At 62.8% G+C, this 23,683-nt stretch carries 1 protein-coding gene and 1 pseudogene (1 of these 2 cut by a window edge); both read left to right on the plus strand.

Annotated elements, in window-relative coordinates; all coding sequences use genetic code 11:
* On the plus strand, nucleotides 1–10,000 hold the 3' portion of the coding sequence (locus RG2_RS04605) for a non-ribosomal peptide synthase/polyketide synthase (protein WP_165826267.1). The gene continues 18,605 nt to the left of window position 1, outside the view; 10,000 of the gene's 28,605 nt are visible here — the last part of the coding sequence; the start codon falls outside the window, past its left edge; the stop codon is at nucleotides 9,998–10,000.
* Between the two features lie 121 nt (nucleotides 10,001–10,121).
* Nucleotides 10,122–23,155 (plus strand): annotated as a pseudogene (locus RG2_RS32210) (amino acid adenylation domain-containing protein); the annotation flags it as partial.
* Nucleotides 23,156–23,683: the final 528 nt, after the last annotated feature.

Here is a 23,683-nt window from a genome sequence, read left to right on the forward strand (position 1 = left end):
CACCACGCTGGCGTCCGGTGCTCCGGCACTGGTGTCGTACGTGTTTGTCGGCAAGGAATCTGCTGTCAGCTCGGCGGATCTGAGTGAGTTCGTCTCACGCACCCTGCCGGCGCACATGGTGCCTGCGTCGATCATGGTTCTGACCGACATGCCGCTGACCCCGGCCGGCAAGCTGGACCGAAAGGCTCTGCCGGAGCCGGTATTCGAGGTCAAGGAGTTCCGCGCTCCCACCACCGAGATGGAACGCATCCTCAGCGAGGTCTTTGCCGACGTTCTCGGCCTCGACCAGATCGGTACCGACGACTCGTTCTTCGCTCAGGGCGGAGACTCGATCATGTCGATCCAACTGGTATCCCGGGCCAAGGCCCGCGGTGTTCTCTTCACGCCCAAGGACGTGTTCGAGAACAAGACGGTGGCAGAGTTGGCCGAGGTTGCCGTCTTCGGCTCCGACGCCGACGCGATCACTGTTCTCGCCGAGATCGAAGGCGGCGGCATCGGTTGGATGCCGCTCACTCCGATCAAGCGCTTCATGTTCGAACGGCCCGGCAGCTACCAGCGGTTCAACCAGCTGTTGACGTTGGAATTGCCGCTGGGAATCGACCGGACCGGTGTTGTCGAAACGTTGACTGCGGTCATCGATCACCACGACATGTTCCGTTCGCGTCTGGTCGATGATCAGCGTGGTCCGGGCATGGCTGTGTCCGCGCCCGGAACCGTCGACGTGGATGGTTTGGTGCGCCGGGTGCAGGTTGACCCGGCGATTGCGGATTCAGAGCTGACGGCCATCGCGTCGGGCGCTCTCGACGACGCTCTCGGCCGGTTGGATCCGGCCGCTGGTGTCATGGCTCAGTTCGTGTGGATCGACTTCGGCGATACACGCACCGGCCGATTGATCGTGGCTGCGCATCACCTGATCGTCGACGGCGTCTCCTGGCGAATCATCGTGCCGGACTTGATTTCCGCGTGGGCCCAGCGCAGTGGCGGAAGTGTGCCCGTGCTCGAACCGACGGGCACGTCCATGCGTACCTGGGCGCACTCGCTGGCTGCGGAATCACGATCCGACAAGCGACTGGCAGAACTGCCACGTTGGCGTAAGACGCTGTCGACTCCGGACCCCATTCTCGGTTCGCGTGCGTTCGACCCCTCCGTCGACGTTGCGGCAACAGTCGAGCGTGTGCGCGTCGAGGTGCCCACAGACGTCACCGAGACGCTGCTGACCACCCTGCCCGAGATGTTCCGCGGCGGAGCCAACGACGGTTTGCTGGCCGGACTTGCTTTGGCGCTGGTGCGCTGGCGGCGTGACCGGGGCATCGACACCGAAGCGGCACTGCTCCAGCTCGAGGGCCACGGCCGCGAAGAGGGCGTCGTCCCGGGTGCCGATCTTTCGCGCACCGTCGGCTGGTTCACGGCGGCCTTCCCCGTCGCCCTCGACCTTGCCGGTATCGACATCGACGACGCCTTCGACGCCGGAGTTGCTGCGGGAGCGGCGATCAAGGCAGTCAAGGAGCAGTTGCTCGCCGCTCCCGACAAGGGTGTCGGCTACGGACTGCTGCGGTATGTCAACGACGACACCCGCACTGAGCTGTCGAAGCTGAGCAGCGGGCAGGTCAGCTTCAACTACCTGGGCCGCATTGTGGCGGAGGATATTCCGGCTGCAGCGCAAGGCCTCGGATGGATTCCGGCACGCGACTTCTCCGATGTCGCTGCGCCGGAAGACCCGGACATGCCGGCCAACAAGGTTGTCGACATCAATGCCATCGTCAACGACGGCCCTGACGGCGCGGTGCTCGAAGCATCGTTTGCCTTCCCGAACGGATTGCTGAGCGCCACCGAGGTGCAAGCCCTGGCCGACCTGTGGGTCGGAGCACTCACAGCGCTGGCGCAGCACGCACAGGCCGTCGGCGCAGGCGGACTCACGCCGTCGGACGTGCCGCTGGTAACGCTGACCCAGCAGGATCTCGACGGGTTCGAGCAGCGTTTCCCGGCGGTGCAGGACGTCTGGCCGCTGGCTCCGCTGCAGTCGGGTTTGCTGTTCCACGCTGTCATGGCCGAGTCGACCGTCGACCTGTACTCCGTGCAGATGGTTCTCTCGCTGTCCGGCCGCGTCGACGCGGATCGCCTCCACGCCGCAGCTCAGGCCATCATCGATCGTCATCCGAACCTGCGCACCGCATTTGTGGTCGATGGAACGGGGACGCCGGTCCAGGTAGTTCTCGGTGACATCGACGTGCCGTGGCGCGAACTGGATCTCACCACAATCGCTGACAGCGAAGAACGACGCCGCGAGTTGGATCGGATTCTTGCCGAGGACCAGGCCACGCACTTCGACATGTCGAACCCGCCGTTGATCAAGTTCACGCTGATCAAGATCGCGGCGAGCGAATACCGCCTTGTTGTGGCAAACCACCACATCATCCTCGACGGCTGGTCCATGCCGCTGCTGCTCCAGACGCTCCTCGGCCACTACGCGATGCGTGGGAACATTCCCGCTCAGACGCGGGCACTGAGCTACCGGAACTACCTCGCGTGGCTGGTCCAGCAGGATCGCAGTGTGTCCATGGATGCCTGGGCGAAAGCGCTGGGCGGCGTCGAAGAGCCGACGTTGTTGGCTCCCACCGTCGTTGGTCAGGAATTCAGTGCGCTGTCGCAGAAGTTGCAGATCTCGCTCAGCGAATCGGTGACCGCGACACTGACCGGTTTGGCATCGAGGACCGGCGTTACCGCCAACACGATCGTCCAGGCTGCCTGGGCAATTCTGCTGGGACGCATGACCGGTCGCCAGGACATCGTCTTCGGTGCCACGGTCTCCGGCCGTCCGCCACAACTCGACAGCGTCGAGAAGATGGTGGGTCTGTTCATCAACACGCTGCCCGTGCGTGTCCAACTGGATCTGGCCGAGTCCGTCGAGGCATTGCTCTCCCGGGTTCAGATCGAACAGGCGGGATTGCTCGATCACCATTACCTCGGCCTGACCGACGTGCAGAGCGCCGCGGGCGTCGGCGGACTCTTCGACACTCTGGTGATCTTCGAGTCCTACCCGGTCGACCGTGACGGTCTTGCAGCGCAAGCAGAGTTCTTGGACGGCATGGTGATCGACGACGTCGCCTCCGACGATTCCACGAACTACCCGCTCACCCTGCTGATCGGTCTCGACGACCAACTGCACTTGACCCTTCGTTACCTACCCGACTTCTTCGACGAGTCGTACGCGCAGGCCCTGCTGGGTCGCCTCGAGACTCTGCTGACAGAAATCGGTGAAACTCCGTCTACTGCAGTCGGTGACATCGAGATCATGACCGCGCCTGAGCGTGCTTTGGTGCTCGAAACCTGGAACGACACGTCTCGTCCGGTTGTGGGTGGGTTGTTGTTGGATGGTTTTGATTCTGTGGTGGGGGTTTCTTCGGGTTCGCGGGCGGTGGTGTGTGGGGATGAGGTGCTCTCGTATGGGGAGTTCGATGAGAGGGTTAATAGGTTTGCGCGTTATTTGATCGGTTTGGGTGTTGGGCCGGAGTCGTTGGTGGGGTTGGCTGTTCGGCGGTCGGTTGATCTGTTGGTTGGGTTGTATGCGATTGTGCGTGCGGGTGGGGCGTGGGTGCCGTTGGATCCTGATGCTCCGTCCTCGCGTAATGAGTATGTGTTGGATTCGGCTGATCCGGTGTGTGTGGTGTCGACGGAGCGTGATGGTTTCACGGCGTCGGGTCGTCGGGTTGTGTGTGTCGATGTTGTTGATGTGTCTGGTTTTTCGGGTGCGCGGGTGTTGGATGTGGATCGGTTGTCGCCGTTGCGGGCGTCGAATACGGCGTATGTGATTTTCACGTCGGGGTCGACGGGTCGTCCGAAGGGTGTGGCGGTCTCGCATGCGGCGATTGTGAATCAGCTCGAGTTCATGCAGGGCGAGTATGTTTTGTCGGCTGCGGATGTGTATTTGCAGAAGACGGCGACGACGTTCGATGTGTCGTTGTGGGGTTTTTTCATGCCGTTGCGGGTGGGTGCGGTGTTGGTGTTGGCGTCGGCTGATGGTCATCGGGATCCGGGGTATTTGGCGTCGGTGATTGACGAGCAGGGTGTGTCGGTGACGGATTTTGTGCCGACGATGTTGTCGACGTTTTCGTCGTTGGTGGATCCGGGGTTGTTGGGTTCGTTGCGTGATGTGTTGGTGATCGGTGAGGCGTTGCCGGTGGAGGCGGTGCGTGAGTTCGGGTTGGTGTCGTCGGCGCGGTTGCATAATTTGTATGGTCCGACTGAGGCTGCGGTGTCGTTTACGTTTGCGGATGTGACGGGTGCTGGGTCGGGGTCTGTGGTGTCGATTGGTGTGCCGGAGTGGAATTGCCGGGTGTTTGTGTTGGATTCGCGCCTTCGGCCGGTTGCGGTGGGTGTTGCGGGTGAGTTGTATTTGTCGGGTGTGCAGTTGGCTCGGGGGTATGTGGGTCGTCCGGATTTGAGTGCGGATCGGTTTGTGGCGTCGCCGTTCGGTGTGGGTGGGGAGCGGATGTATCGGACGGGTGACCTTGTGAGGTGGTCGTCTGAGGGGGATCTGGAGTACATCGGTCGTACTGATTTTCAGGTGAAGTTCCGGGGTCAGCGGATCGAGTTGGGGGAGATCGAGGCGGCGTTGGTGTCGCATTCGTCAGTGTTGTCGGCTGCGGTGGTGGTGCGTGGGTCGGCGACGGGTGATCAGTTGGTGGGGTATGTGGTGCCGGCTGTGGGCAGTGTTGTGGATGTGTCGGTGTTGCGGGGGTTTGTGGGGGAGCGGGTTCCGGGTTATATGGTTCCGGCTGCTGTGGTGGTGTTGGATGCGTTCCCACTTAATTCGTCGGGGAAGTTGGATCGGGCGTTGTTGCCGGAGCCGGTGTTCGAGGCTCGGGTGTTTCGGGCTCCGGTGTCGTCGGTGGAGTTGGTGGTGGCGTCGGCGTTTGTGGGTGTGTTGGGTGTTGATCGGGTGGGGTTGGATGATGATTTCTTCGAGTTGGGTGGCAACTCCCTCATCGCGACTCGGGTTGTCATGCGGATCGCCGAAGAACTCGAGACGGCCGTACCGGTTCGCCTTCTGTTCGAAGCGTCCACCGTTCAGGAACTCGCCGCACGTCTCGAATCGCACGTCGGCGAAGGAAGCCGCCTTGCGCTGACAGCTCAGGATCGTCCGGAAGAGATTCCGCTTTCTCTTGCGCAGCAACGTATGTGGTTCCTCAACCGGTTCGACGGCTCCGCCGGTGCCTACAACATGCCGTTTGCTCTGCGACTGAGCGGCGAACTCGATCTGAGGGCGATGCGTGCGGCTATCGGCGACGTCGTTGCCCGTCACGAAACCCTGCGCACTGTGTATCCGGAAACCGATTCGGGACCGGTCCAGGTCATCGAACCGGTAGGACATACGCCGGTGCAATTGGACGTCGAAAGCGTCACGGAAGCCGAGATTGTCGGCAAGCTGGTCGAATTGGCGTCGACGAGGTTCGACGTGACGGCCGAAATCCCGCTGCGGATTCGGTTGTTCCAGGTAGCCGAGAACGAGTACGTTCTCGCCGTCGTGGTGCACCACATCGCCGCGGACGGCTCCTCGACTACTCCGTTCGCCCGCGACCTCGTCATGGCCTACGCGGCACGGGCGCAGGGAACGGCGCCGGGTTGGGCTCCGCTGGACGTGCAGTACGCCGATTACAGCCTGTGGCAGCGCGAGGTGCTGGGCAGCGAGGACGACCCGGAATCCGTGTCGTCCGAGCAGATCGCCTACTGGAGCCAGGCTTTGGCCGGGCTGCCGGACCAGCTGGACCTGCCGACGGACCGTCTGCGTCCCGCCGCGCAGTCGTACCGCGGTGGCTACCTTCAGTTCGAGATCGACGCAGCAGTGCATCAGGGTCTGTCGGCGCTGGCCCGTGAGCACGGAACCACCTTGTTCATGGTCACGCACGCAGCGTTTGCGGTCCTGCTGGCGCGCTTGTCCGGTACCGACGACATCGCGGTGGGCACCCCGATCGCCGGTCGTGGTGAGCGTGCGCTCGACGACCTGATCGGCATGTTCGTCAATACCCTGGTGTTCCGGACACACGTCGACGGCGCAGACAGCTTCACGGAACTGCTTGCCCGCGTGCGAGAGAACGATCTGCAGGCATTCGCGCATGCCGACGTTCCGTTCGAGCGACTGGTCGAGGTTCTCAATCCCGCCCGTTCGACTGCTCGCCACCCGCTCTACCAGGTGGGCTTCCTCTTCCAGAACATGGAACAGGCAAGCCTGGAACTGCCTGGTCTCACGGTGAAGGGCCTGGAGATCGACAACGGTGTTGCCCAGTTCGATCTGCAGTTGATCGTCGGTGACAACTACGACGAGCGTGGTGTTGCCTCGGGCATCTCGGCTGTATTCAGCTACGCCCATGACCTTTTTGACGAGTCGACAGTCCAGTCCTTTGCTGATCGGTTCAACACCGTTCTGGCCGCGGTTGTTGCCGATCCGTCGATCGTGGTCGGCGACATCGACGTGCTCGATCCGCATGAGTCGAATCAGGTTCTGCAGGAATGGAATGCAACGGAGCATGTACTCGACTCCGAGGCGACCCTGGTCGATCTGTTCGATCAGCAGGTTGCCGCGCACGGTGATTCCGTTGCGTTGGTGCACGGACTCGAATCGCTGACGTACGCGGAGTTCGACAACAAGGTCAACCGGCTCGCCCGCCACCTGATCGAACTGGGTGTCGGTCCGGAATCGTTGGTGGCGTTGGGAATGCGACGCTCCATCGATCTGGTGATCGGCATGTATGCCGTTGCCAAGGCAGGCGGCGGTTACGTTCCGATCGATCCGGATCATCCGGCCGATCGAACCGGTTATGTCCTCGAGATGGCCGCTCCGGTGTGCGTGCTCAGTACCGAGGACGACGCACCGTCGCTCACGGGGATCGACAACGTTCTGGTCATCGACACCCTCGATCTGTCGGGCGTCTCCGGAGCGCCTGTACACGGCGACGAGCGGATCGCACCGCTTCGTTCGGCGAATACCGCGTACGTGATCTTCACGTCGGGATCGACCGGCAAGCCGAAGGGTGTGGCGCTGTCCCACGCCGCGATCGTCAATCAGCTTCTGTGGAAGCGTGATCGCTACGGTCTCGACCAGACCGACGCAATGTTGCTCAAGACCGCAGCAACATTCGACCTCTCGGTCTGGGAGTTCTGGTCCGCGTTGACATCCGGGTCCCGCCTGGTCATCGCCGACCCGGACGGCCACAAGGACGCCGAGTACATGCTGGCGCTCATCGCCCAGGAGAAGGTGACGACGCTGCACGCGGTGCCGTCCATGCTCTCGATGCTGACGGCCGCAGCAGACGGCACTCTTCCGCAGTCGCTCGAGCGTGTCCTTGCCATCGGTGAGGCCTTGCCCGCGGCAACGGCGGCAGAGTTCCGCAAGGTGTCCGATGCGGCACTGGTCAATCTGTACGGTCCGACTGAGGCTGCGGTGTCAGTGACGGCGCACGATGTGGACGAGAGCGACACCTCGTCGGTCTCGATCGGTGCCCCGGAATGGAATACGCAGGTCTACGTGCTCGACGAGCGACTGCATCCGGTCCCGGTCGGAGTCACCGGTGAGCTGTACCTGGCCGGAACCCAGTTGGCTCGCGGTTATCACGGCCGCGCCGACCTGACGTCGGAACGCTTTGTCGCCAACACCTTCGGAGAACCGGGCTCACGTCTGTACCGCACCGGCGACCTCGTTGTCTGGCGCAGTGGCGGTGAACTCGAGTACGTCGATCGTGCCGACTTCCAGGTGAAGATCCGTGGCTACCGCATCGAACTCGGTGAGATCGAAGCTGTTATCAGAGCTGCTGAGTCCGTGGACGCCGCGGTTGTCGTCGCGAAAACCGATCCTCGACTGGGGGATCGACTGGTCGGGTACCTCGTTCCGCAGGCCGGGGCCACCGTCGACGTCGACAGCGTGAAGGCGGAGCTCGTCCGCGAGTTGCCGAGTTACATGGTGCCGTCGGCGTTGATGGTGCTGAGCGAATTGCCGCTCAACATCAACGGCAAGATCGATCGAAAGGCGCTGCCGGAACCCGAATTCGAGGCAACGGAATTCCGTGCCCCGAGCAACCCGGTGGAGGAGATCGTGGCGTCGGTGTTTGCCGAAGTCCTGGGCGTTCCACGAGTCGGGTTGGACGACGACTTCTTCGATCTCGGCGGAAACTCGCTGATCGCCACACAGGTCGTCGCACGCTTGGGGCAGGCACTTGACGCCCAGATTCCGGTGCGGATCATCTTCGAAGCGTCGACTGTCGGACTGCTGGCGTCGCGGGTGCTCGAACATGCCGGTTCCGGTTCGCGGGCACAGTTGGTGGCGCAGGAACGACCGTCGCAGATTCCGTTGTCTCTCGCTCAGCAGCGGATGTGGGTTCTCAACCAGATCGATCGCAGGTCTGCCGCGTACAACATCCCGGTCGCGATCCGGATGTCCGGCGATCTCGACGTCGCAGCATTGCAGTCGGCCGTCTCCGACCTTGTTGCTCGCCACGAGATCCTGCGGACGTTCTATCCCGATCTCGGGGACGGCCCGACGCAGTCGATTCAGTCGAAGTCGGCAGCCGTTGTCGACATGGCCGTGCTGTATGTCGGCGAAGACACGATTGGGGCCGAGGTCGCGAAGGTTGTCGGTCAGGGCTTCGACGTCACTGCCGGTGTTCCGCTGCGCGTTCGCCTGTTCCAGATCACGCCCACCGAGCATGTCCTGATCGTGGTGGTCCACCACATCAGCGGCGACGCCTTCTCGATGGCTCCGATGATCAGGGACACGATGATCGCGTACACGGCGCGTACCGGGGGAGCGGCACCCGAATGGAGTCCGCTCGAAGTCCAGTACGCGGACTACACGTTGTGGCAGCGCGACGTACTGGGTTCCGAGGACGATCCGGACAGCGAGCTGTCGACGCAGCTTGCCTACTGGACGCAGGAACTCGCCGGCATTCCCGAACTTCTGGAACTGCCGACGGACCGTCCTCGCCCACCGACGCAGTCGATGAAGGGTGCGGACTTCCTGTTCACACTCGGCACCGACTCCACGCGTCGAATTGCGGAAATCGCGCGCGAGCAGAACTCGACCGTGTTCATGGTCGTGCACGCCGCGTTCTCGGTGCTGCTGTCCAAGCTCAGCGGCTCGAACGACATCGCGATCGGTACACCGGTGGCGGGCCGTGGTGAGCGAGTCCTCGATGACCTGGTCGGTATGTTCGTCAACACGCTGGTGTTGCGCACGCAGGTGAAACCGGCAACCACGTTTGTGGACCTGCTGCAGCAGGTGAAGGAGAAGGACCTCGCGGCGTTCGGACATGCGGATGTGCCCTTCGAGCGTCTGGTCGAGCAGATCGGGCGTGAGCGCTCACAGGCGTACTCACCGCTGTTCCAGGTGATGCTCACGTTCCAGAACATGGCACTTGGCACGTTTGCGCTGCCGGGGCTCGAACTGTCGGCGGTCGATGACGGATTCGACTCGGCGATGTTCGACCTGCAGCTCACCGGTATCGAGGAGTTCGACGAGCGCGGAGCGTTGTCCGATATCCGGATGCGGTTCACCTACGCAACCGATCTGTACGACGCCGCGACCATGGAACTGTTCGCAGCCAGGTTGCGGGCCGTGGTCGACGCCGTTGCCGCAGATCCGACGGTGGTTCTGCGGACCATCGACATCGTGACGGACTTCGAACGCGCGCTGATCGAGGCCGCCGAGCCGAAGACTGCCGCCGATCTTCCGGACCTCGCAGCAGCGGCCGCCGCAGCAGATCCGACGGCGGTTGCCTTCACACACGGCGACACCGTGGTGACCTTCACACAGCTGGCCGAGAAGTTGGCGCTGATGAGAGCGACGATGGGTGCCGCGCTGGGTGCGGATGCCTTGATCTCCGTGTCTCTGACCGGCCTGGTTCCGGGAATTCTCCCGGCGCTCGGTGCTGACGGAATTGCCTCGTTGGTGAGCTCTTTGATTGCGGATGCGCAGGCGAGCGCGGAAAAGGGTGACCGTATCGACGGGTAATATGCAGTATTTGCCCAGTGGGCGGCATCGGGACGGCACACACTGTGCCTTACCGGTGCCGCCGTGTGTTGTCAGTTCGTGCTGTTGTCGGCTCGTGCGCAGTCAGTTGGAGGAAGCCTAGATGTCCGTCGGAATACCTGGACCACAGTCGCTGACGATCGAGGATCTCCCGAGACTGATCGCAGCGGTTGCCGAGGTGGAACCGGGCCGGCGCGCACTTGCCCACGGCGATACGGATATCAGCTACGAACGTCTACACAGCGAGCTCACAACCCTCGACGCAGCGATGGGCGGCGCGTTGGGGGCCGACGCGCTCGTCCCCGTTGTCATCTCCACCGTGTTACCTGAGCTGATCGCATCCCAAGACGGCGGACTCGGTGGCGTCGTGGACGCCTTGATTGCCGATGCCACGTCTGTGGTTGCCGTCGACGAGCCGACCGTTGTCGAGACAACCCTGGTGAGTCTGTTCGACGAGCAGGTGTCGCGAACCCCGGACGCGATCGCACTCCGGTTCGGCGACACGTCGCTGACGTATGCCGAATTCGACGGCCGCGCCAATCAGCTCGCCCGCGAACTGGTCCGACGTGGGGTCGGGCCGGACACACTGGTCGGTCTCGGTATCCGGCGGTCCGTGGAACTGCTGGTGGCGATGTACGCGATCGTGAAGGCGGGCGGCGCGTATGTGCCACTCGATCCCGATCATCCAGCCGAACGCGTGGCCTACGTCCTCGATGTCGCGGCGCCGGTCCTGGTGCTGACGGTGTCCACTGACGAGCTGACCCTCCCGGATGGTGTTTCCGTCCTCGAGATGGATACGACCGATGTGTCGGTTCATTCCGCCGAGCCGCTCGCCGATACCGACCGGCGCTCACCGCTGCGCGCTGACAACCTCGCGTACGTCATCTTCACCTCCGGCTCCACCGGGCGCCCCAAGGGCGTCGGGGTTGCCCACGGTGCGATCGTCGCCAACCTCGCGTGGCGCCAGGACGAGTACGCCTTCACCGCCGCGGATGTAATCTTTCAGAAGACACCCTTCACGTTCGACGTGTCGGTGTGGGAGTTCTTCTGGCCGTTGCAGATCGGTGCATCGCTTGTCATCGCGGAGCCGGACGGACATCGTGATCCCGCGTATGTCGCCCGCACCATGATCGAGTACGGCGTCACGGTCGTTCACTTCGTGCCGTCGATGCTGGCTGTCTTTGTAGCCGAACCCACGGTTTCCGAGATCACCACTCTCCGTTACGTTTTTGCGTCCGGCGAAGCGCTTCCGGCGCAGACGGCGGCGCGTCTGCGCGACGTCAGTTCGGCTGCGCTGCACAATCTTTACGGTCCGACCGAAGCTGCCGTCGACGTCACCTACTACGCCACCGGCGAACAGGACGAGGTGGCCGTTCCGATCGGGCGCGCGGTAGCCGGCACCGAACTACTGGTGCTCGACGACGCCCTGCGGGCGGTTCCTCCCGGAGTCCCCGGCGAGTTGTACCTTGCCGGTGTCCAATTGGCGCGCGGCTATGTCGCCCGTCCTGATCTCTCGGCCGATCGGTTTGTTGCGCATCCCACCGAGGCCGGTGCTCGTATGTACCGGACCGGCGACCTCGTTCGCTGGCGCGGGCTTGGTGCTCAGCGACTCCTCGAGTACATCGGCCGCACCGACTTTCAGGTGAAACTGCGCGGGCTGCGCATCGAACTCGGCGAGATCGAATCCGCACTTCTCGACAACGCTGCAATCGCGCAGGCGGCTGTTCTCGTCCATTCCGACGCGACTCTTGGTGACAACCTCGTGGCGTACGTGGTTCCCGCGCTAGGTGTTTTACTCGACACCGACGCTCTTGCAGATGAATTGGGCGGGCGCCTGCCGGACTACATGGTCCCGTCGCTGTTTGTCGAACTCGAGGCATTTCCGCTCAACGCCAGCGGCAAGCTGGACCGCAAGGCTCTGCCCGCGCCCGAGTTCACAGCGCAGGTTGTCGAATACCGCGCACCGAGCACCCCGGTCGAGAAGACGTTGGTCGCGATCTTTGCCGACTTGCTCGGCCGCGACGATCTCGGCATCGACGACGGATTCTTCGACCTCGGTGGTAACTCGCTCCTCGCAACCCGGGTCGTGGCACGCGCCAACGCCGAACTCGGCGTGGAACTCGACATGCGAGCTTTCTTCGATGCTCCGACCGTATCCGAATTAGCCTCTCTGGTAGTCGATTCTGCCGGTGGCGGTACCAGAGCTCCGCTGGTTGCTCGAGAGCGTCCGGCACAGATACCGCTGTCGCTGGCACAGCAGCGCATGTGGTTCCTCAATCGGTTCGATTCCACGTCAGCCGTCGATCACATTCCAGTGGCACTCCGGCTGACCGGCGCCCTCGACGTCGAGGCACTACGCGCCGCTATCACCGATCTGGTCGAGCGCCATGAGAGCCTGCGCACCGTCTACCCCGAAATCGACGGTGTCGGATACCAACAGGTTCTCGCCGCGTCGGACGTCGTGCTGGACGTGACACCGGTTGTAGTCCCGGAATCCGACCTGATCGGCCGTGTCACTGCCGTTGTCACCGAGGGCTTCGACGTCACGACGCAGGTTCCCTTGCGGGCCAGCCTGTTCCAGGTCGCAGACTCGGAATACGTCCTCGTCTTTGTGGTTCACCACATCAGTGGCGACGGTTTCTCGATGGGGCCGTTGGTCCGCGACGTTGTGAGTGCGTACGCAGCTCGATCGCAGGGTTCAGCGCCCGATTTTGCTCCTTTGGGGGTCCAGTACGCGGACTTCACGCTGTGGCAGCGGTCGGTTCTCGGTGACGAGAGCGACCCGGAATCGTTGATTTCGCGGCAGATCGACTACTGGACGCATCAGTTGGCAGGGATGCCGGAACTGCTCGAACTTCCGACAGACCGCCCGCGCCCTGCTGTAGCAACCAACCGTGGTGCGTCGCACCAGTTCTCGATCGAGAAGAACTTGCTCGTCCGGCTCGAATCGTTGGCGCAGCAACACAAGGCTTCGGTCTTCATGGTGCTGCACAGCGCCATTGCCGTCCTGCTTGCCCGGTTGTCCGCTACATCGGATATCGCGATCGGTACGCCGGTCGCAGGTCGTGGCGATCGCGCTCTCGACGATGTGATCGGAATGTTCGTCAACACTCTGGTCCTGCGCACCGAGATCGACTCCGCGAGTTCGTTCGCGGACGTGCTGAAAGCCGCTCGCGCGACCGATCTTGATGCCTTCGGCCATACGGACGTTCCGTTCGAGCGCCTTGTCGAGGTCCTCGATCCCGCCCGCTCCCAGGCGCACAACCCTCTCTTCCAGGTCATGCTGGCGTTTCAGAACCTCGGCCAGAGTGAACACGGCGCTACCGATATCGGCGGGTTGACGGTCACGGGCGTCGAACTCGAATCCGCGGTGGCCAAGTTCGACCTCCAGTTCACCGTCTGGGAAGACCCCGAGCACGGCGGGCTGTCGATCATGATCGATTACGCCACAGATCTTTTCGATCCGTCGACCATCGATTCTGTTGCCTCACGGTTGGCGGCGCTCCTCGGCGTCGTCGCGGAAGATCCGGCCATCGTGGTCGGTGACATCGACCTGCTCACCGTCGACGAGCGCGAATTGGTGATCGGCACCTGGAATGCGACCGGCCATGAGGTGCCGGAGAAGACACTGGTCGACATGTTTGTCGAACAAGCGCATCGGACTCCGGACGCCACGGCACTCGTCTACGAGGACGAGCTGCTGACCTATCGCGATTTCTCGGCGCGTGTGCATCGACTCGCCCGGATGCTGGTGACGATGGGCGTCGGACCTGACACCTTGGTGGGCTTGGCAATCAGGCGGTCCATCGACTTGGTTGTCGCGATGTACGCGGTGATCGAAGCAGGCGGGGCCTATCTGCCGGTCGATCCCGATCAGCCCGCCGATCGCAACGAGTACGTTCTGGGGACGGCCGGACCGGTGTGCGTGCTGACCACCGATCGTGACGGTTTCACAGCGAGCACCACGGTTGTCTCGTTGGATTCGCTGGATACTTCCCAGTTCTCGGACGCAGCGCTTGTCGATACCGATCGGCTGGCGCCGCTGCGGCAGGACAACACGGCGTACGTGATCTTTACTTCCGGTTCGACCGGTAAGCCGAAGGGTGTTGCGGTTTCGCATCGGGCGATCGTGAATCGTTTGGTGTGGATGCAGGCGGAGTACGGGCTGACCGGCGATGATGTGGTGTTGCAGAAGACCCCGTTCACGTTCGACGTGTCGGTGTGGGAGTTCTTCTGGCCGTTGCAGGTTGGTGCCCGGTTGGCTGTTGCCGAGCCGGACGGACACCGTGACCCCGCCTACCTCGCGTCCGCCATTTCGGAGTACGGCGTCACCACCGCGCACTTTGTGCCGTCGATGCTCGACGTGTTTGTCGGAGAACCCTCGGTGGCGGCGTGTACTTCTTTGACCCGGGTGTTCGCCTCCGGTGAGGCGTTGACACCACAGGTGGCGTCAACGCTGCGGACGGTTCTTCCCGCTGCGCGCTTGCATAACCTGTACGGTCCGACCGAGGCCGCGGTCGACGTGACGTACCACGAGGTCACCGAATCCGACGTCGCAAGTGTGCCGATCGGTGCGCCGGTGTGGAACACCCGGGCGCTGGTGCTCGACTCGCGGTTGCATCCGGTGCCGGTCGGAGTTGCGGGGGAGTTGTACCTCGCCGGTGTCCAGCTTGCACGCGGCTACCTGGCGCGGCCCGATCTGAGCGCCGACCGGTTTGTCGCGGATCCTTTCTCCGGTAACGGGCAGCGGCTTTATCGCACGGGTGACCTGGTGCGGTGGAACAGTTTTGGTGAGATTGAGTACATCGGTCGAACGGATTTCCAGGTCAAGCTGCGCGGACTGCGCATCGAACTCGGTGAAATCGAATCGGCTCTACGCGATCACCCCGCGGTATCCGCGGCGGTAGTACTGGTTCGCAGCGACCAGTTGGTGGCGTATCTGACGCCGGCAGCGGGCGTCAGCCTCGACTGGGACGATATCGCCGATGCGTTGTCGCAGCGGTTGCCCGCATACATGATTCCGGCCTCTCATGTGGTGCTCGACAGCTTCCCACTGGGCTCCTCGGGCAAGCTCGACCGTGCGCAGTTGCCGGATCCAGTGGCTCGTAGTGCCGAGTTCCAGGCGCCGGTCACGGGTGCCGAAATTGCTGTGGCTCAGGTCTTCTCGGACCTTCTGGCAGTCGAGAAGGTGGGATTGGGTGACAATTTCTTTGCCCTGGGGGGTAACTCCCTCATGGCGACTCAGGTTGTTGCGCGGCTGGGACAGAGGCTCGACACCACCGTCGGTGTGCGGACCCTGTTCGACGCACCGACCGTCGGGGCACTTGCTGCCCGTATCGATGCGGGAACCACCACGGCAGCGCGGCCTCCGCTCACCGCGCAGGTCCGGTCGGAGCGTGTGCCGCTCTCGCTCGCGCAGCAACGCATGTGGTTCCTGAACCGCTTCGAACCGGGATCGAATGTCGACAACATCCCAGCCGCACTTCGGCTGACCGGGACACTCGATGTCGACGCGCTCCAGGACGCTCTCGACGATCTGGTGCGTCGTCACGAGAGCTTGCGAACTATTTACCCCGAGATCGACGGCGTCGGTTACCAGCAGGTTCTCGAACCCGCTCGTCTGATCAATCTTGCCCCGATCGACGTGGACGCCGATGATGTGGTGGCTCAGGTCGCCGCTGTGGTGGCGCCCGGGTTCGACGTGACCACCGAAGTGCCCATTCGCGTTTCGCTCTTGCGGATCACCGATTCCGAGTTCGTTCTCGTATTTGTCGTCCATCACATCAGTGGTGACGGATTCTCGATGCTTCCGTTGGTTCGGGACGTCGTCGCGGCATACGGTGCGCGATCGGCCGGAGCGGCGCCGCAGTGGGAACCACTTCCGGTGCAGTTTGCCGATTTTGCTTTGTGGCAACGCGAAGTCCTGGGCAGCGAGAGCGATCCGGACTCGGTGATTTCCGGGCAGTTCGACTATTGGCGAACACAATTGGCCGGTGTTCCGGATCAACTCGAGTTGCCGACGGATCGTCCGCGGCCCCGAATTGCAACCAATCAGGGTGCCTACCACGACTTCTCCGTTGATGCGGATTTGCTCGAGCGCTTGAACGCGGTCGCCCAGGCATCGAACGCCTCGCTGTTCATGGTTGTGCATTCTGCGCTTGCGCTGCTGCTCGCAAAGCTGTCGAGTTCCACCGACATCGTGATCGGCACTCCCGTTGCCGGACGCGGTGAGCAAGTGCTCGACAACGTCATCGGAATGTTCGTCAACACGTTGGTACTGCGAACCGATATCGATCCGGCGTCGACGGTCGCCGACCTGATCCACCGCGCCCGTGAAACCGATCTCGGCGCATTCGATCACGCGGACGTCCCGTTCGAGAGCCTTGTCGAGATCATCAACCCCGAACGGTCACAGGCCCGGAACCCGCTGTTCCAGGTCATGCTGACAATGCAGAACCTCGGTGGCTCTAGTCCGGAGTCGGCAGCGATGAACGGTGTTGCGGTGTCCGCCGTGGACATCGAATCGCCCGTCGCGAAGTTCGATCTCCAGCTGACGGTGAGCGAGGCGCCACAGGGCGGCCTTCTTGCGCAGTTCAACTATGCAACAGACCTTTTCGACGCAGCAACCGTGCAACTGTTTGCGCAGCGTTACGTCACGATTCTGCGCGCCCTGGCGGATGATACTTCTGCTGTCATCGGCGACATCGACGTATCGAGTGCCGACGAGCGTCAGCGGGTGCTCGTCGAATGGAACTCGACCGAGCGTCGTGTTCCCGACTCCACCCTGGTAGATCTCTTCGACGCCCAGGTGTCGGCAACACCGGATGCGCCGGCAATCACGTTCGACGCTACGACGCTGACATACGCGGAATTCGACGCCCGGATCAATCGTCTTGCACGCCATTTGATCTCGATCGGTGTCGGTCCCGATGCCATGGTGGGATTGTCGATGCGACGATCGCTCGACCTGCTTGTCGCGATGTACGCGATAGTGAAGGCGGCGGCGCGTACGTTCCGATCGATCCGAATCAGCCGACCGAACGTAACGAGTACGTTCTTTCGACCGCGGCTCCGATCTGTGTCCTCACGACCTCGCTGGACCAATTCGAGACGTCGGTTTGCCCGGTTGTTCAGGTCGACACGATCGACCTGTCCGCTCACTCGGACGCTGCGATCTCCGATGCCGATCGCCTGGCACCGCTGCGGCCGGACAACACGGCGTACGTGATCTTTACTTCCGGTTCGACCGGTAAGCCGAAGGGTGTTGCGGTTTCGCATCGGGCGATCGTGAATCGTCTGGTGTGGATGCAGGCCGAGTACGGGCTGACCGGCGATGACGTTGTGTTGCAGAAGACGCCTTTCACGTTCGACGTGTCGGTGTGGGAGTTCTTCTGGCCGTTGCAGGTTGGCGCTCGGTTGATCGTTGCTGCAGTGGACGGACACCGGGAACCGGCATACCTCGCAGCTGCCATCGCGGAACACGGCGTCACCACTGTCCACTTCGTGCCCTCGATGCTCGAACTGTTTGTCGCAGAACCCGCAGTTCGCGGAGCGGATGCTCTGCGTCGGGTATTTGCCTCGGGCGAAGCGCTGCCACCGCAGGTTGCGCAGGAACTGTGCACACTCCTTCCGCAGGCTCGACTGCACAATCTGTACGGGCCTACCGAAGCGGCAGTCGACGTCACATTCCACGAGGTCACGCCATCGGATTCCGAGATCGTCCCGATCGGATCGCCGGTCTGGAACACTCGTGTCCTGGTGTTGGATTCGCGTCTGCGCCCGGTGCCGGTGGGTGTCTCGGGTGAGCTGTACCTGGCGGGAATCCAGTTGGCGCGCGGCTACGTCGGTCGGCCGGACCTCACGGCAGATCGTTTTGTCGCAGATCCGTACGGACCTTCCGGCAGTCGGCTGTATCGCACGGGTGACCTGGCGCGGTGGAAACGGTCGAGCGGAGCGAGGGGGGATGTTTCCAGCGTTGGTGAGATCGAATACATCGGGCGGACCGACTTCCAGGTCAAACTCCGCGGATTGCGGATCGAACTGGGCGAGATCGAGGCAGCATTGCGCGATCAGCCGTCCGTTGCGTCGGCTGCGGTGGCAGTGCGCAACGAACAATTGGTTGCCTACGTTGTGGGACACGCCGGCGCGGTAGTGGACTGGGCATCGGTCGAGACAGCACTGGCCGCACGACTGCCCGGTTACATGGTCCCGACGGCGCACGTTGTGCTCGAGGCATTCCCGCTGGGCACGTCCGGCAAGCTGGATCGAAAGCAGTTGCCCGATCCTGTTGCTCAGATCGCTGCCTTCCGTGAGCCACGGAGCGTGGCGGAGCTTGCGGTCGCGCGGATTTTCTCCGACCTGCTCGGCATCGAGCAGGTTGGCCTCGACGATGATTTCTTCTCGCTCGGCGGCAACTCGCTCATCGCGACTCAGGTCGTTGCGCGACTCGGCGAGGCGCTCGACACGACGGTTCCTGTTCGCCTGCTGTTCGACGCGTCCAGTGTGGAATCCTTTGCCTCGCTTATCGACTCGCAATCCGGTAAGGGCGCCCGCCCGCCGCTGGTGGCGCAGGAACGACCGGATCGTGTTCCGTTGTCGATTGCGCAGCAACGCATGTGGTTCCTCAACCGGTTCGACGCGTCCTCGGGTGTGGACAACATCCCGGTGGCCATCAGGCTGACCGGAGAGCTGGACATTGCGGCGATGCAGGCTGCGCTGGTGGACGTGTTCGAACGTCATGAGATTTTGCGAACGGTGTATCCCGAGATCGACGGCGTCGGCTATCAGCAGTTGGTGGATGTGGACCGGATGGTTCCGGATCTGACGCCGGTTCGCATTCACGAATCCGTTGTCATCGATCGGGTTGCAGGCGTGATCCTTCCCGGATTCGACGTCACCCACGAGGCGTCGGTTCGAGCGCAATTGTTCGATTTGAGCCAGTCCGAGTACGTCCTCGTTTTTGTGATCCATCACATCAGCGGTGACGGCTTCTCGATGGGCCCGCTGATCCGCGACTTCGTCTCCGCGTATGTTGCACGGTCGCAAGGGCAGTCGCCGCAGTGGCAACCATTGCCGGTGCAGTACGCCGACTTTGCGTTGTGGCAACGCCAGATCCTCGGCAGCGAAGACGACCCCGAATCGGTTATCTCCGAGCAGGTCACGTACTGGCAGGAACGCTTGGCCGGCATTCCGGACCAGTTGGATCTGCCGACGGATCGTCCGCGGCCGCGCATCGAATCGCACCGCGGAGCGGGATACGATTTCTCGATCGATGCCGAGCTCCGTGCGGGTCTCGATCGAGTGGCCCGTGAGGTCAATGCATCGCTCTTCATGGTGGTGCACAGCGCCCTGGCGGTCGTGCTCGCGAGGTTGTCCGGGACATCGGACATCGTGATCGGTACCCCGGCCGCCGGCCGTGGTGAACGTGCTCTCGACGATCTGATCGGTATGTTCGTCAATACCCTGGTGCTTCGCGCCGAGGTCGACCCCGAATCGTCGTTCGCAGACTTGGTCAGACATGTGCGGGAATCGGATCTCGGCGCGTTCTCGCACGCGGACGTCCCCTTCGAACGGCTCGTCGAGATTCTCAACCCCGAGCGATCTCAGGCCAGGCATGCGTTGTTCCAGGTCGGTCTGGCGTTCCAGAACCTGCAGCGATCGGTTCTGCAGTTGCAGGATCTGGACGTTGCAGACTTCGCGTTGCCGGACCTGCTGGCAAAGGTCGATCTGCAACTGACCTTGATCGAGTCCGAGTCGTCTGGCAACGGAGGACTGACCGCCCAGTTCACATACGCGACCGACCTGTTCGACGAGTCGACAATCGCATCCCTCGCGAACCGATTCCTCCGCGTTCTTAATGCTGCAGTAGTTGACTCGGCGCAGGTGGTCGGAGATATCGATATCATCGAAACATCCGAACACGCACAGATTCTCGACTGGTCACGGGGCAGTAACGATGGCCGGCTCGACGCGTCACCGATGACGTTGTTCGCGCAGTACGTCGACACTGATCCGTCGGCGTGCGCAGTGGTGGCCGGTGATGTCGAATTGTCCTACGGGGACCTCGATGCACTGTCCTCGGTCGCGGCCGCTCAACTCGTCGTCGCCGGCGTCCGTCCGGACGACGTTGTCGGCTTGATCCTGCCGAGGTCCTGGCAGTGGGTCGTAGCGATGGTGGCCGTGTGGAAAGCCGGTGCCGGCTATCTTCCGATCGACCCTGCTCTTCCGGAAGAACGGGTGAGCGTACTGCTCGCCGATATCGCGGCACGGTGTGTGGTGGCGATCGAGACGCCCGACCTCGATCTCCCAGTGGTGCTGATCGGTGACGAGCATGTGGTCGCTGCCGACGCACCGGGTTGGGTCGATCGTTGGAGTGAGGACGGCGCGGATGCCCGAGTCGGCTACGTCATTTCGACGTCCGGTTCGACCGGGCGACCGAAGCCGACCGTCGTTCCGATGGCAGGTATAGCGAATACCGTTGCGTGGTATAACTCTTCGCTGCCGGCACGCGCCGGGGTTGCAGTGGCGTCGTCACCGAGTTTCGACCTCACGCAGAAGAACGTGTGGGGACCACTGACGAGTGGTGGAAGTGTGCACCTCGCACCCGCCGGCTTCGACCCGAGTGAGATCCTTCGTGTCATCGCAGACGAGCGAGTCACGACGGCAAACATGTCACCCAGTGCTTTCGACGCTCTGATCGATTCCGACGAAGACGACGCGCTGGCAAGCCTCGAGGTGGTGTTCCTCGGCGGAGAGCCGATACAGGTCAGCCGTCTGGGGCACCTGCTTTCGCGCGGAGTTCGAATCGTGAACAGCTACGGTCCCACCGAAGCGTCGGATGTGGTGTCGTTCCAACAGGCGACGGTAGCGGACACACTCGGTGTTCCGATCGGCTCACCGGTGCCGAACATCGATCTCTACGTGCTGGATTCACGATTGGGTCTTGTTCCGTCCGGAGTTGTCGGCGAGCTGTACGTCGGTGGTATCGGAGTCGGTCGTGGTTACGGCAACCGGTACGACCTGACGGCAGAACGGTTTGTTGCCAACCCCTTCGGGGCGGCCGGCGAGCGCATGTATCGAACCGGCGACCTCGTGCGCCGCAACACGGCCGGTGAGCTCGAGTACATCGGGCGCACGGACTTCCAGGTCAAGATCCGCGGTTTACGCATCGAGCTCGGTGAGATCGAATCTGCCTTGAACGCTGTGGATTCCGTCGGGACCGCCGTCGTCACAGTCCACGCTGATTCGGCGGTGGGCGACCGGTTGGTTGCCTATGTCGTTGGCGTCCCAGGCGCTGTGATCGTTCCGGAAATCCTGCGGGACGCTGTAGCGCAGCGTCTACCGGAGTACATGGTTCCGTCGGCGTTCATCGTCCTGGACTCGGTGCCGCTCAACGCGAACGGAAAGATCGACCGTCGGAGCCTGCCCGACCCGGTGTTCGACACGGCGCAGTACCGCGAACCGCTCACCGTTGTCGAGAAGGCAGTTGCAGTTGTTTTTGCCGATCTTCTCGGCGTAGACCGAGTCGGACTCGACGACGATTTCTTTGCACTCGGCGGAAACTCGCTAATCGCGACGCGGCTCGCGGCCCGTCTCGGTCAGGCGCTCGATACCACCGTTCCGGTTCGGATGCTGTTCGACGCCACGACAGTTGAAGCACTGGCCCTGGCCATTGCGGCATCGGTAGGGTCGGGTCGACGAAAGTCGCTCGAAGCCGCCGAACGCCCGGACCGGTTGCCACTGTCACTGGCGCAGCAGCGGATGTGGCTTGTCAACCAGATGGACATGGCCGCAGGGACGTACAACATTCCGATGGCGCTGCGGTTGACCGGCGACCTCGACGTCGACGCATTGCGGGCAGCTCTGCGCGATGTCACCGATCGGCACGAGTCGCTCCGGACGTTCTATCCGGCAGACGACAACGGACCAACACAACGGATTCTCGACGTCGACGAGGCGCCGCAGTGCGCCGTCGTTGCCGTTGCGGACGCATCCGAGTTGTACTCGCGCGTCGCCGCTGTGATGTCGACGGGCTTCGACGTCTCCACAGAAGTACCTGTGCGGATGGAACTTCTGCACTGCGGGACCGGCGAGTACGTCTTTGCGCTTGTTGCACACCACATTGCCGCCGACGGTGAGTCGATGGCGCCGTTGGCGCGCGACATGATGGTCGCGTACGAAGCCCGGACCAGAGGCAGCATTCCCGGATGGAGTCCGTTGACCGTGCAGTACGCGGACTTCGCGCTGTGGCAGCGTGACGTCGTGGGCACGGCCGACGAGGTCGGTAGTGTCGCTGCCGCTCAACTCGAGTACTGGCGGGGCAAGCTTGCTTCGCTTCCCTCGATGGCCGGACTTCCGACGGATCGCCCACGTCCGAGTGCGGTGTCACCGGCAGCGGGTGCCGTCGAGTTCACCGTGAGTGAGCAGATCCACGCCCGGTTGGTAGAGATCGCCCGCGAACGGAATGCGACTGCCTTCATGGCATTGCACGCCGCACTGGCCGTATTGGTTGCTCGCGTCGGGGCAACCAATGACTTTGCGATCGGTACCGCCGTAGGTGGGCGAGGGGAGCGTGCGCTCGACGATCTGGTCGGAATGTTCGTGAACACGCTCGCCTTGCGGACTCAGGTAGATACTGCAGCAAGTTTCGACGATCTGGTAGTTGCCGTGCGCGACGTGGATCTGGAGGCCTTCGGGAAGTCCGACCTCCCGTTCGAAGAAGTGTCCGAAGCGCTGGGTGCCTCGGCCGACGGACTCTTCCAGATCATCTTGTCGCTGGAACCCGCTGGCGGAGCCGAGTTCTCGCTGCCGGACTTGACGATCAGCGGAGTCGATTCACCTGTGGCGACCACGAAGTTCGACATGCAACTGACGCTCAGTAGCGCCGCGGACGGATACGGACTCTCCGGCGTCTGGATCTACTCGACTGATCTGTTCGACCAGGGAACCGTCGAATCGTTCGTGGAGCGGTTTGTTCGCGTACTCGAACAGGTCACCGACAACCCGTCGAGGCCGGTCGGCGACATCGAATTGCTCACCGCAGCAGAGAAAGACGAGGCTCTCGGCGCTGCAGTTCAGTCCAGCGCTCCGAGTGGATCGAGCGCGGCCCTCCTGCCCCAACTGCTGGCGTCGACAGTCGAGGCTGACCCCGAAGCTCCCGCCGTTGTGGTCGGCGACGAGGAAATCGACTATGCCGCAGTCGATTCACGTTCCTCGCAGCTTGCGCGTCTGCTCATCGATGGTGGCGTCGGTCCAGGAGACTCCGTGAGCCTCTCCGGCGTATCGGGAGCAGGCGAAGTAGTGGCGTGCTGGGCAATTGTCAAGACCGGGGCAGCGATTGCAGTCGGGCAGGCCGGAGAGATTCCGGACTCTGTCGTGACGATCACGCCGGAAACACTCGACGCTGCGGTCGCACAACCCGCGCGTGCGATCAATTACACCGACCGCATTCGCCCGCTCACCGCGGACGACGCCGCATTCCAGGTGTTCGGAGACGGAGCCTGGGAGCAGACGTACGGGGAACTCACCGCAACCCTGTCGACCTGGAGCGAGAAGTACGCGGTTGATGTCGAGTCGCGAGTGCTGCAGACCGGCTCGATCGACGCGAGCGGACGGGTGCCCGCGATTCTGCTCGCTGCATCGGCGGGTGCTGCGTGGGTGGTGGCA

The sequence above is a fragment of the Rhodococcus globerulus NBRC 14531 genome (assembly GCF_001894805.1).
GTDB classification, from domain to species: domain Bacteria; phylum Actinomycetota; class Actinomycetes; order Mycobacteriales; family Mycobacteriaceae; genus Rhodococcus_F; species Rhodococcus_F globerula.